The sequence below is a fragment of the Ruegeria sp. N11 genome (assembly GCF_056531525.1).
Genome location: NZ_JBQFLX010000018.1, coordinates 99316 through 111407, shown reverse-complemented (window position 1 = coordinate 111407; position 12092 = coordinate 99316). Strand labels below are relative to the sequence as shown.

The following is a 12092-nucleotide window of genomic DNA, read 5'->3' as shown; positions in this document are numbered from 1 at the left end:
TTTCGCTCTCTCGGCTCATGCCTGTTCCGCGGCGCCCGGGGACCTGCCGCCGCCAGCCCGCCTAATCCCCGGCCTCTCCACACCAAGGAGACGCCGGTTATGTCCGACATGATGACCACACAAGCCGGGGATGCCGGAGCCTTCCGCAACTTCGATCTCAGCCGCGTTCCCACGCCGTGCTTTGTGGTCGACGAAAAAGCCGTCGAACGGAACCTGAGCATCCTCGCCGATATCGGCACCCGCTCGGGCGCACATGTGCTGAGTGCTCTGAAAGCCTTCTCGATGTTCTCGCTTGCCCCCCTGGTACGCAAACATCTCAGTGGCACCTGCGCCAGCGGCATCTTTGAGGCTCGGCTGGGCCGCGAGGAATATGGCGGTGAGGTCGCAACTTTCTGTGCCGGATACAAGGACGCCGATATCGACGAAATCCTGTCCCTGTCCGACCACATCATCTTCAACTCTCCGGCGCAAAAAGACCGCTTCCTCGACAAAGCCCAGGCCGCCGGCGTTCAGGTCGGTCTTCGCATCAACCCGGAACACTCCGAAGGTGAAATTCCGAAGTACGATCCCTGCGCCCCCTGTTCTCGGCTGGGAACGCCCGTCAGCCAGCTCACCAAGGAAATCCTGACCGGGGTTGATGGCCTGCACATGCACACGCTCTGCGAACAGGGATTCGAGCCGCTGCAGCGCACGTGGGACGCCGTCGAACCGAAACTCACGCCGTTCATGGGGCAACTCAAATGGCTGAACTTCGGCGGCGGCCACCACATCACCCGCGACGACTATGACCGCGACGGGCTGGTGGCCTTCATCAAGACCATCCGCAAAACCTACGGCATCGATGTCTATCTGGAACCCGGTGAGGCGGTCGCCTTGGACGCCGGTATTTTGGTCGGGGAAATCCTCGACCTGCCCACCAATGGCATGAACCTTGCGATCACTGACATCTCGGCCACCTGCCACATGCCCGACGTGATCGAAGCCCCCTATCGTCCGGCTTTGATGGATGAAGCCGAGGCTGGCCACACCTACCGTCTGGGCGGCCCGTCCTGTCTGGCGGGTGACGTGATCGGCGACTACACATGGGACAAGCCGCTGGAGATCGGGCAGCGCTTCGCCTTCCTGGACCAAGCCCATTACTCGATGGTCAAGACAAACACATTCAATGGCGTGCCGCTGCCTACCATCGCGCTTTGGAACAGCCAAACGGATGAACTGAAAATCATCAAAAAGTTCGGCTATGAAGACTTTAAGGACAGACTCTCATGAGCATTTTCCTCGACAGTGAACTGACCGCTTCCGAGCGCACCGAGGACGCGCGGTTCCACGTGATCCCGGTGCCGCTGGAGCGCACGGTGTCCTATGGCTCGGGCACGGCCAAAGGGCCCGAAGCAATTGTCGAGGCCTCAAATGAGCTGGAGCGGATCGTGGGCGGTGCTGAACCCTGCCTGCAGGGCATCTTCACCGAACCGCCATTGGATTGCGATGCCTCGCTGCCGGAAATCATGGAACGCCTGGCCCAACGTACCGAAGCCGCAGTGCGCGCGGGTAAGGTGCCGGTGACGCTGGGTGGCGAGCATTCGCTCAGCTACGGTGCAGTCATGGGCGTCGCCCGTGCGCTGGGGCAGCCGGTTGGCATCGTGCAAGTCGACGCGCATGCCGACCTGCGCAACGCCTATCAGGGCGAAAAACACTCCCACGCCTCGGTCATGCATCTTCTGGCCGAGGAAGGCATCCGACTGGCCCAGTTCGGCGTTCGTGCGTTTTGTAAGGAAGAGGCGCAGAGCCGTGTACAAAACAACGTTTTTCACGTCGATGCCGAAGAACTGGTGACCGACAACATCCACGCCATTGACCTGCCCGAAGACTTCCCGGAACTGGTTTATGTCAGCTTTGATGTGGATGGATTGGACCCGGCGATCATGCCGGCCACCGGCACCCCTGTACCCGGTGGGCTGGCCTATTACCAGGCGCTGCATCTGGTGGAACACGCGTTGAAGGGGCGAAAATGCGTCGGCCTTGATGTGGTCGAACTGGCCCCCGATGGCGATGCCGCATGGGATTTTACCGCCGCGCAGATCGTCTATCGTCTGATGGCAAGCTGCTGATCGGTTCAGGCGGGCCACTCAGGCCCGCCTGTCATTTTTCTTAATCAGTCTTGCCGTCGTCCGCCGTCTCGTTCAATTCCATGTGGCCTTCTCCCTTGTTCAGAACCCGGCGCAGCATGGGCTCAAAAAACTCCAGCGGTTTGGTCGGGTAGTCGGGGTCGAAGGCGCACTGGTCGTATTCGTGGCAGAAATACCGGCAGTCTTCCCAGTACGGGCTGTCACGATACTTGTCGCGGGCGTTGCGGTCGCCACCCAGGAAGTGATTGTAATAATACCCCTGAAACACGCAGTGATGCTTGAGAATCCAGTAGGTTTTTTCGCTGACATAGGGCTTCATCATCGCCGCTGACAGCTCACCATGGTTGTAGGGGGACAGGATATCGCCTGTATCATGCACCAATGCAGCGATGACGATCTCTTCGTCGGCCCCGTCGTTATAGGCACGGGTCGCGGCCTGCAGGCTGTGTTGATAACGGTTTACAGGATAGGGCGTCCACTCTTCATCGAGCGAACGGATTGCATCCAGAATGCGATCCGGCAGAGCCGCGTTATAGGCGTCTTCGTAGTCCATTACCGCCAGAAAATCTTCCTTGGTGGCGTTTTCGAAACTGGTCCAGGTGGGTTTGTGGCTTTTGTCCAGCATGGCGCGTCCTTTGGCTGAAGTTGCGCATCATGATAGTGCAATCCCTGTGGCCAAAAAAATGAATTGATTTTATCGGTTCGATCAAAAAATACTTTCGGCATGCAGATCAAAGCGCTCGAAACATTTCTGTGCGTTGCCGAGGTCGGAGGCTTTCACGCCGCGGCCCGCAAGCTGAACGTGACCCAGACTGCCGTCAGTGCGCGTATCCGCGCGATTGAAGATGAAACGGGAAAGCAACTGTTCAATCGGGGCGCGGGTGGCACCACACTGACTGATTTCGGGCGGCAATTCCGCCCTTACGCTGAACAGATGCTGTCGCTTTGGTCCTTTGCTTCACACGACCTGCCGTCTCAATCCCAGAACCGCATCGCCTTGCGGCTTGGCGCACAGCTGAGCATCTGGGATCCGTTGCTGGTTGATCTGGCCGTGCGGTTCGAACGGCAGTCCGGAAAACTGTTGCTGACGCTGAACTATGACCACGATCTGAACATGGTCGACGCTGTCGCGACGCATGTTCTGGATGCCGCCCTGACCCATGAAAAACCGGCCGATCCGCGCGTGGTGTTTCACGACTTGGGCACCGAGCGCCTGATACTTGTCCGAACCCGGGGCACGGCCGACACCGGCCAGGATCTGGTATTTGTCAATTTGGAATTAGGTGAAGTCTATCAGGACCACGTGAGATCCGTGGCCCGACAGGCGCCGGGGCAGACGATTTTTCTTGGCAATTGCATGATGGCGCTGCGCTATGTGTTGCGCCGAGGCGGAACCGGGTATTTCCCGCGCTACGTCATCGAAGACCACCTGCGATCGCAGGAACTGATCCCGATCGAGGGGGCACGTGACCTGTTACTGCCGCTCTATCTGGTGACCCGCCGTGATGGCGCGGGCATCGACGATATCCTGAGCTGCCTTGCCGATCTTCGCGGCTGAACTCAGGTACCTGCCTGCGGCATTGCCTGGTTTTCGGTTCGCCGCATCACGACAATCGGCCGGCCCGCAACAAACAGGAACATGCAGGAAATCAGGATGCCCCCGAAGGCCGGCAGATACAGCATCGGCCACAGGGCAGGATCGGCGATGACAATGGGAGAGATAAATCCGCGAACACCCTCCAGCAGAATAAGGATAGTGAAAGCCCCGAATATCTGTGGCCAAAGGCCAAACCGCGAGAAACTGCCCAGCATCAGGGTGGAATACCCCGCCATCGCGACAGCAATACAGATCGCGATCCAGGAGAACCGCTGGTGTAACTCCTCGATCATCTCACCCTGACTGAATCCTTCCGCTTCCGAGATTGCGTCCCGGTCATTGAGCAACTCGATTGTCGGAACCGCTTCGAGGCTGCGGTCGTTCATGCCGCGCGAACTGGTCAACCCGGATATGTCGTAAGACGCGTCCTGAAACAGGGTCGAAGACAACGTCCGGCCTTCACGGTCCAGGCGCAGCGCGATCCCGTCCAGCATCACAAGATGCAGACCCGCATCATTGTTGACCAGATACGCCGTCTTGCTGGAATAGCTGGCCGAGTTCAGTTTGTCGCGACGATCGGAAACAAACACTTCGTGCAAAGTACCGTCCAGATCAATGCTGCCGATATAGACCGTCACCGAAGCGGCCGGGTGCAGAAATTCACCCTCGTTCAACAGTTGCGCGGTGACGTCCCCGGCGACTTCGGCCTGCCGCTGCTCAAGCTGATCGACGGATGCGGGGCGCAGGAATATGCTTATGACCGCCATCATCAGCCCAGCAATGACACCAAAAACCAATACTCCGCGCGCCAGCCTCCACGGGCTTGAACCGGTGGCCAGCATCACCGTCATCTCGCTTTCGCGACTCAGCCGGTTGGTGGCGTAGACTGCGGCGGCGAATACGGCCATTGGCATCACCGTGCGGATCAGCGTCGGCAGTGTCAGGGCCGTAAATTCAAGAAACACCATAGCCGACTGACCACCGCTGATTACCCGGTCAAACAGGCTGACTGATCGGGTAATCCAGAAGACGCCAACCAGAACCAGAGTGAAAAATCCGAACAGCACCAGCAACTGCCGCAGGAAGTAACCATCGAAACGCGACATGTATCCCCATCCCGGTGCGTTCTGTCTGCACGTGACAATAGGCCATTCATTCGCCGGAGGGAACAGCGATTGCCCGTGAAACTGAACCCGCACAAGGAAGGGTATCCCCAACCTGGGCTTCGTCTACAACATGGAAGGAAATGGCAGGGGCAGCAGGGTTCGAACCCGCGACCTACGGTTTTGGAGACCGTCGCCACGACCTATCCCCAAGTACTTACCCATATTTAAGCATCTGTTTTTCATTGACTTTACGTAAACGTTTGATTTGTTAATCATTTCAGCCTCCTGTTGCCTGCAATTCATGTGCGCAACACGAGGCGCTGCGCAAGCACGCATTAACCTTTCCGAAACCTGATAACTTGGAAGCTCCGAAAACCAAAAAAGAAACCCCTTGAAATCTCTTTCAAGATAGCGTGCAGCTGGGGGGCTGCTTATAGTCGTTCACTGGCGGACGCACCGCGCTGTCAGACCTGTTTTGCCCACTCAGGAAATTTCATATATACTATTGATAAAAAAGACCGTTCTAAATCGTCATCATTCATTCCGAAACTCGGTGCATATTCCCACCTGATTACCGCACCTTTCCCAATAACATTGCCGCCTAATCCTAATATGAATGGGCAACCATTAGTGTTCGCATGAATCGGACGTTAGCCGCGCGTGAGCAGCCGTATTTGACGGGTCCAATGTGATTGTTAGTGCATGATCGTCCTGTGTTCCATCGGGATGATGGTTTCGGGCGCTGGTGGGCGATAACCCAATGCACTGTGTGGTCTCTTAGTATTGTAGTCTTTCCTCCAGTCTTCGATGATGATTTGAGCTTCCCTAAGCGAGTAGAAGATTCCCCCGTTCAACAGCTCATCCCTCATTCGACCGCTGAAGCTTTCGCAATATCCATTCTCGCAAGGCGAGCCTGGCTCAATGTAGGCCGTCTTGGCTCCGACAGCCGCAATCCAGTCGCGAACCGAGCTGCAATTGTACGCAGATCAAGCTTGTTCGGAGAGATATTGGCAAAAACTATCTCACTGTTTGCAATTGGAGTTTTTCTTTACTTTGTGTGGAATTGTGCAGCAAATTACAGATGGTGGAACGTTTTTGATGAGCCAAACGATGTCCGATTGAACTACCTCTTCGCTTTCTTGGGTGCACTCGGCGTCTTCATAGTTGGGTTCTCATTGACCTGGGGCTTCTTGGGAATCCACAAGGTCAGGGCCGCCGATCCTGAAGCGATCACGTCAGACAAGTTTTTCAGTCGCTCTACTTATTACGAAGTCGGATACGCAGTTGTCCTTTGCATCATTTCACTGACCGCGATCCTAGTCGGCGTCGCAGGGTTTGGCGAAACTCCTAGTCCGCATGAGTTACCACATGCCGAACGTTGGCTCTCTGTTGGCTTTGTCGTTGGGCTTGCGGAAAAATCAATACTCGACCGACTAGGCTAGCTGGCCAGCATTGCTTGGGTCTTCTTGGCATTTGCGGTAGGGGAATTGGGCGGTTTCCTTCAATCTTCAACAAGTGCTCAAGACTGTAACGTCGCTGATCGCGTGGTGGTGAAGACCAAGCTTTTTGAGATTACGGTAAGCAACAAAGGCTATTCTCAACAAGCGAACCAACAAAAAAGTCTTCTGTTCCGAGTTATCGACAATACTGGCCGACGAAGAAGCAAGACAATGTGAAAAAACAACAACGTCAAAAGAAGTATGCAGGTTAGCCCAAGTCTAAGCCGTCAATAAATTTGGTAGTCCACTCTTTTTTACTTTCTTGGTGTCTTTCCATCATGCAATATATTTTCGGCGTTTACCGAGAAACAGCAACAAATCTCGCCATGAATTCTAAGGCAGTCTTAAGGTTCAACGTTGGCTGATACCTCTCTTGACACATTATACGCTGCGATCATGTATGCTAAGACAACAGGCGTTGTAGGGCAGGGCTTGACCGAAATCGCCGCCTTACATCCAAACCCACACATGACAGCAGAGATGCTTACACTGGTTGAGCACTGTGGCGCCAATATTTCACCTGACGCAACAGGTACGCTGCAAAGGTTGAGCCAAGAGCACAAAAAAACGGGCCGCTACTGCTCGTTTGTCTCCGCTCTTTTTTCATTGGGAAGACGACATGAACAAGTGGCCGAAGTCGCTAAATGTACCCCGAGATGTATTGAGAGAAACCTTCTGCTCCATGCTCGGGCAGCATTGCTTCTTGCACCCAGAACAAGCCAAGATTCCTTGTCAGAGTTGCTGATCGTTCTGAACGAATGTCTACGAAAAAACGACCTTATTCGAGCACCACAATTATTGACGTTCGTCCATGAACTTGGCCAAATCGAGCAAAAGAAAGTTCCAGCGTTTCAACGTTTCCTACAACAAGCATCGTTGCAAATGAAGTGTTACCAAAATTTGAAACTCTCACCTCAGTTGTTATGGGAGATTACCTTGATGAATAGTCGTGCTTAACAATAGCGCTTCTTTTAACGAGGCTGTTTACCACGCTTGGGAAATGGCACTGAAGTGGCTCGAAGGCAATTCAAAGGCCTTCTTAAAGCTGTCCTGCGTTCGGCACGCCGGCGACGTAAAGGACAAGTTGAAACCTGTAAGCGAATTCTTACTATGCATACTTTGCATGAAGCGCAGTGGATTGGATGTGTCGATTTGGAACGCTGTCGTGTCACAGATTTGGGAGAAGTTGGAGAATGGCGAAACCCTCAATCGAATTATTGTAGGCAACCCAGATTTACTGATGGTCTCCCAAACATATGCAACCTTTTCGGAGCTAGGGAAAAAAAACTATCGAATAGAGGAGAATCTGCGAGATCTTGCAGATGGCTGGACTGATTTCCTACAAGATACACCGGCTTGGCAGCGATTGGGGTTATCTCATGCGCTCAGTCGACTCGGAATAGAATGCAAAAACCTCGCGAATCGAAACGACATTTATATCAACAGGATGATCGCACCTTGGCTAGTGTCTGAAGCGACTGCCTATGCAATCACTCATGAGGTGTTTTACGTAACTGATTTTGGGGCCAGTCCGGAACTCTTGTTGACAAATGAACGAGACTATCTGCGTCTCTGGGTTCCTACCTGGCTGGACTATTTCACCAAAGAAAAGAAGTGGGATATCGTTGCCGAGCTGCTGTTGGTAGCTGTGATTTGTGGGGAAGTATCCAAAACGGACAGCCTCGTTGGACAGTTCTGTGCCCTTCAGAACCCCGACGGATCTTTTTCTGCATCGGATCGCCAGCCCCCTTTGCGCGAACACTCACGCGTTGAGATTGGGTTTCGGAATTGCTATCATACGACCTTGGTAAGCTTAATTCTAATTTCACAGTACTTTAAGGGGAGAAAGAGTTTTGACTAATTATGGAAATCGCCCTTCGATGGTCGACTTAGATTTTGAAGGTCGCCAGAGTGTAATTGACGGTTTGCCGTGTTCTGACGACCTGCGCCTTGCACTTACTGCCGCAAACCAATGTGGCTGGGACTATGGCAGCATGAGTCCCGAGACGCGCTCGCTGCTGGATGGCGTTAGGAGGAAAGCAGACGTGGACGGTAGCCAAGTCGCCGAGATCTGTTTTACAGATATTCCAGACATTTGTTTTCAGGCACCTGACGAAACTTCGGAGGGCTTCAAACCAATCTGGTTGGACGAAGAAAGCTCGTAAGTTCTGCCGCACTATTAAGTACAGCGTCAATTGCGATGGTGTGATGCCATTGAAGCTGACCTCTTTACAATCAGTAGCATTGATTTGGTTGCAAAGAACAGGTGAAGAACGATGCGCGTTGCTTGGTTACTAGTGAGTTGCTCACTGACACAGATATTGCCGCGTAAAAAGCTAGCAGAAGCAGCCTTTGATGCGTTGTGCACTCGTTTTTGTTGACAGACCGAATAACGGATGTACCCTTTAGTTGAACTGTTTAGAATTTGAGAGGAGAAGAAATGCTTGATTATTCTGATTTTGATAAGATGCTGAGCGACAAAGTTGTTGATGAAAAAGAGCTCGTAGAATCCAAGCCAACTATTCCAGAAACCACAGTGGAAGTTGCCAAAGAAATCAAAGTAGCTGGTCGATCTTCTGCGAACGTTCAGAACGCTATGATCGCATGCGATACTAGCTGCAATCCTACCTAGGGATGCGCTGCCATGCCGAAAGTGTGGAAACCGACTAGAGCCGACTATGCAAGAATAATCGAGGAGGCTTGGCGCGACGAATCATTCAAATCTAAGCTCTCCGAGGATCCTCGGGCTGCTCTATCCGAGATATCTGTTGATGTTCCTGCCGGTGTACAAATAGTTGTGCACATGGACGATAACGAGACTTTGCATGTAGTCTCTCCGACCTACGACAGGGACGACGTCCCTCGTATTGTGCACCTACGTTCGACCATAGGTGAGGCTCACATCGTGATACCAATTTCAGATTGGAAGGATGAGGATCGCGCCGCCCAAGAGACATCAATCGAGGCTAGGTCAATAACTCGGTTCATTCGGGGCTTTGCGCGTGGTTATGGGGAGCAAGTTCGAGCAGTGCGTCAAGCGTTAAAATCATAATAGTCGCAGAAGTGTGACTAGAGGACAATCTTTGTAAGACTTTTCCTAACCTTCGGGCGAAGCGAGGTGGTCATTTGTCTAGGCGTTTCAAGCTTTCGAGATTTGTAAGTTCGTCAAAGCCATACCGTCACAATGCTAATGGACCGATAAACTACACTGTTCTATCGCGGGATGGATGTATTTACGAAGTCGACGGGAAAGTCTGGCATACAGTATTGACAGGCGATTTCTCAATAGTTCCGGAACAAAGCCTAAATGAGCTCTACAGCAAGAAGCTCTTAGTAGATAGCGCGTCCGATGAAATTGTTGATATCCTTCTTGAAAATGAAGAAGGTATTCGTGAAAATCGTGACCTAGCAATAGTGATTCAACCAACCGCTTTGTGTCAGTTAGGATGTCACTATTGCGGACAGAAACATACCGCAGACGATCTAGACGAAGAAAAAATCCTAGCGACAATTGATAGGATAAAACAGAAAGCTGATCCAGCGACGCATGACAGTTTAACCATTCGCTGGTTTGGCGGCGAACCGTTGCTGGCGATGGAAGCTATTAGGAAGATTTCGCGCGCCTTGATTCCTTTCGCCGATGAAAACGGCTTGCGGTATAGTGCATCCATGACAACCAATGGCGTTCGTTTGTATCCGAATGTCGCTAAAGAGCTGTATGAGGATCTTAAGGTGGTCAGCTATGAGATCACGTTGGATGGGGATGCTGATACACACGACTCTGCTAGACCACACAAAGGAGGGGCCGGATCTTTTTCGATCATTTATCAGAATCTTATGCATCTATCAAAAAGGGATGATATAGCCCCTAGCGTGTCTGTCAGGTGCAATGTAGATGCCAATAACCGAGACAGCTTTGTGCGGTTGGTAGAGCGAATTGATGCAGACGGTTTCGCGGACAAGCTTGCAGCAATTTATCCCTGCCTCATTTTCAATTGGGGTAACGATGCAGGAAACAGAAACGAATTGAGTTTTCAGGAATTTGCAGCTTGGGAGCTAGAACTGGTAAAGTACCTGCTTGGAAAAGGCATAAAGACAAGCGTCATTCCGCGCCGAAAAAAAATAACCTGTCTCGCGCTAAAAAAGGACTCTGAGCTTATTGACCCGTTTGGCAATATTTTTAACTGCAGCGAAGTTTCACTCGTACCTACATACGAAGACAAAGACTCTGTAGAAGAAGGATACACCAACAAGTATCAAATCGGCACGCTACAGTCAGGTACGGACGAAGCTAGACGTGGTATCTTGGGCGAATTCAATAAAACGATATCAAAGGGCGAGGTTCCTTGTGCCACATGTGCTATCCTTCCTATATGTGGTGGCGGTTGTCCGAAGCAGTGGGCAGAGGGGCATGCGCCCTGCCCTCCGCACAAAGCTAATATCACTGAACGCCTTACTTTGGCTGGTTTGCATTTGCAGAGTTGAGGCAAACCTTGGAGTGGTATCTAAATTTGGAGTCGGTACTACGACAAGTTCATGAAGAGTCATTTGAAGACTTATCTGCAGCGTCTCCGTTATTTGCCAAGCTCCTAAAGTCCGAGATAAGCAATACTTGGGACGATCCTACAACACGCAGAATTAACAAATTTTTTGATAGTCTTAGCCGATTTGTTTCAGACTTGAAGCGAGCCCGCACCATAACTGAAGAATTGGTGGAACACCGTAGCTTTATGCTCGCTGAGTGTAAGGGATTTGTCGGACCTGAAAACACAAAACGTTTAGTTTGCTCGTTTTTTGATGCTGCGGACGCGTTGTTCCATTGGAAAGAGCGGCAACCATATTTAGCCTGCCGGCTGCTTAGAAGAAGTCAGATGAACGACAATATACTCGTCCGAAAGGAAGGTCTGGGATCGATGTCTTTGCATAGATACCAAACTTGCCAAAACTATATCGAGGTAATGTTCAAATCGGAACGATATGAAACGGCCGTAGACTTGAGCCTAAGAAGAGCTGATTCTCTGGTTGCGAAGCTTCATTCTTTGAAAGCACAACGTGATGTTCAAGCTGCGTGCTTGGAGGATGAAGTTTTATTGGTAAAAGGATCGATTGCCGAGGCTTTAGTCCGATATGATCAATGGACTTCGCGACCCGAATGGTCGAACTCTAGAAAGTCCGGAATACTCCGCGAGAACCTTTGGGCGGATAGGCGCATAGGCTGGAGCGCAAATGGATTTTCGAGGGTCTTTGTTTCGTATCTTCAAGTGGCGGTTTCTGGGCGTTGGCATAGTTGCGACGACTTGAAAGCTGAAGACTGGTCTTGCGCGTTTGCTACTTTGCCTTCGTGTACACTGATTGTGGCGCGCAACCTGCTTAAACTCTCCTTAGCTAAACCGCGCGACGACCTCGGCACTTCCGATCACGCTGTCAGATTAGCGAATTCCATAGAAAGACTGTATAAGGAAAGGGTAACTTGCTTCACAGGCGCCAAAAGTCGTGCTGTCGCTGAAAAATAAATCTGATCCTCTGGCACGACCCTAACACCAACGATGAGCGGGCTCTTTTTACTGTAGAGTTTGTTTTTGGAGATTGGTTTCAGTGCTTGTCCGATGCGTAATTTTCAAAGGTTTATGGGTTAACACGTGACCCAGCCAATATGCTGAGGCCTTGGAAAACAACGAGTTTCTTCAACTGAAGAAGGGCTGATGCATTTAGTTAATTTCTATTCATAGTGACTGCACCAAACGGTGGCCGTTAATCACTTATT

The 12092-nt window shown here is 51.7% G+C and carries 12 protein-coding genes and 1 pseudogene; 10 read left to right on the top strand and 3 right to left on the bottom strand.

Features of this window, described 5'->3' with window-relative positions; translation table 11 throughout:
* The first annotated feature begins 99 nt into the window (after window positions 1-99).
* Window positions 100-1269 carry a carboxynorspermidine decarboxylase gene (nspC, locus tag ACR0J8_RS18435; protein ID WP_480891587.1) on the top strand — a complete coding sequence of 390 codons (1170 nt, stop codon included), beginning with the start codon at window positions 100-102 and terminating at the stop codon, window positions 1267-1269.
* A complete protein-coding gene (speB, locus tag ACR0J8_RS18430; protein WP_480523694.1) occupies window positions 1266-2108 on the top strand; it encodes an agmatinase in 843 nt (280 codons plus the stop codon). The genes nspC and speB overlap by 4 nt, the downstream gene beginning before the upstream one ends.
* A 40-nt stretch (window positions 2109-2148) precedes the next feature.
* Here the strand turns inward: speB and ACR0J8_RS18425 are convergent, their stop codons facing one another.
* Window positions 2149-2751, bottom strand: coding sequence for an HD domain-containing protein (locus ACR0J8_RS18425; RefSeq protein ID WP_170806902.1), 603 nt, complete (start codon window positions 2749-2751; stop codon window positions 2149-2151).
* 99 nt (window positions 2752-2850) lie between these two features.
* Between ACR0J8_RS18425 and ACR0J8_RS18420 the strand changes: the two genes are divergently transcribed.
* A complete protein-coding gene (locus ACR0J8_RS18420; RefSeq protein WP_480523696.1) occupies window positions 2851-3684 on the top strand; it encodes a LysR family transcriptional regulator in 834 nt (277 codons plus the stop codon).
* Window positions 3685-3686: 2 nt separating this feature from the next.
* Here the strand turns inward: ACR0J8_RS18420 and lptF are convergent, their stop codons facing one another.
* Both lptF and ACR0J8_RS18410 read right to left on the bottom strand, forming a co-directional pair.
* Complete coding sequence (lptF, locus tag ACR0J8_RS18415) at window positions 3687-4829, bottom strand: LPS export ABC transporter permease LptF (RefSeq protein ID WP_480523697.1); 1143 nt, start codon at window positions 4827-4829, stop codon at window positions 3687-3689.
* Window positions 4830-5524: 695 nt separating this feature from the next.
* Window positions 5525-5797: pseudogene (locus tag ACR0J8_RS18410) on the bottom strand (integrase core domain-containing protein); the annotation flags it as partial.
* A 39-nt stretch (window positions 5798-5836) separates the two neighbouring features.
* Between ACR0J8_RS18410 and ACR0J8_RS18405 the strand changes: the two are divergent.
* The 7 genes from ACR0J8_RS18405 to ACR0J8_RS18375 all read left to right on the top strand — a co-directional run bounded on the left by ACR0J8_RS18405 (window position 5837) and on the right by ACR0J8_RS18375 (window position 11841).
* A complete protein-coding gene (locus ACR0J8_RS18405; protein WP_480891581.1) occupies window positions 5837-6271 on the top strand; it encodes a hypothetical protein in 435 nt (144 codons plus the stop codon).
* Between the two features lie 453 nt (window positions 6272-6724).
* On the top strand, window positions 6725-7285 hold the full coding sequence (locus tag ACR0J8_RS18400) for a hypothetical protein (protein ID WP_480891579.1): 561 nt from the start codon (window positions 6725-6727) through the stop codon (window positions 7283-7285).
* Between the two features lie 43 nt (window positions 7286-7328).
* Entirely contained in the window at window positions 7329-8189 is an 861-nt protein-coding gene (locus ACR0J8_RS18395) for a DUF6895 family protein (protein ID WP_480891576.1), read from the top strand.
* 19 nt (window positions 8190-8208) lie between these two features.
* Window positions 8209-8493: a hypothetical protein gene (locus ACR0J8_RS18390; protein WP_480891574.1), complete on the top strand. Its 285-nt coding sequence runs from the start codon at window positions 8209-8211 to the stop codon at window positions 8491-8493.
* A 275-nt stretch (window positions 8494-8768) separates the two neighbouring features.
* The gene (locus ACR0J8_RS18385) at window positions 8769-8960 is read left to right on the top strand and encodes a hypothetical protein (RefSeq protein ID WP_480891572.1); all 192 of its coding nucleotides are present in this window, start codon (window positions 8769-8771) and stop codon (window positions 8958-8960) included.
* A gap of 635 nt (window positions 8961-9595) precedes the next feature.
* Window positions 9596-10813: a radical SAM protein gene (locus tag ACR0J8_RS18380; protein ID WP_480891569.1), complete on the top strand. Its 1218-nt coding sequence runs from the start codon at window positions 9596-9598 to the stop codon at window positions 10811-10813.
* 8 nt (window positions 10814-10821) lie between these two features.
* Window positions 10822-11841, top strand: a complete 1020-nt coding sequence (locus tag ACR0J8_RS18375) for a hypothetical protein (RefSeq protein ID WP_480891566.1) — start codon at window positions 10822-10824, stop codon at window positions 11839-11841.
* Window positions 11842-12092: the final 251 nt, after the last annotated feature.

Coding starts and splice junctions, on each gene's coding strand:
- nspC (WP_480891587.1), top strand. CDS start 100: ATGTCCGACATGATGACCACACAAGCCGGGGATGCCGGAGCCTTCCGC.
- speB (WP_480523694.1), top strand. CDS start 1,266: ATGAGCATTTTCCTCGACAGTGAACTGACCGCTTCCGAGCGCACCGAG.
- ACR0J8_RS18425 (WP_170806902.1), bottom strand. CDS start 2,751: ATGCTGGACAAAAGCCACAAACCCACCTGGACCAGTTTCGAAAACGCC.
- ACR0J8_RS18420 (WP_480523696.1), top strand. CDS start 2,851: ATGCAGATCAAAGCGCTCGAAACATTTCTGTGCGTTGCCGAGGTCGGA.
- lptF (WP_480523697.1), bottom strand. CDS start 4,829: ATGTCGCGTTTCGATGGTTACTTCCTGCGGCAGTTGCTGGTGCTGTTC.
- ACR0J8_RS18400 (WP_480891579.1), top strand. CDS start 6,725: ATGTATGCTAAGACAACAGGCGTTGTAGGGCAGGGCTTGACCGAAATC.
- ACR0J8_RS18395 (WP_480891576.1), top strand. CDS start 7,329: ATGGCACTGAAGTGGCTCGAAGGCAATTCAAAGGCCTTCTTAAAGCTG.
- ACR0J8_RS18390 (WP_480891574.1), top strand. CDS start 8,209: ATGGTCGACTTAGATTTTGAAGGTCGCCAGAGTGTAATTGACGGTTTG.
- ACR0J8_RS18385 (WP_480891572.1), top strand. CDS start 8,769: ATGCTTGATTATTCTGATTTTGATAAGATGCTGAGCGACAAAGTTGTT.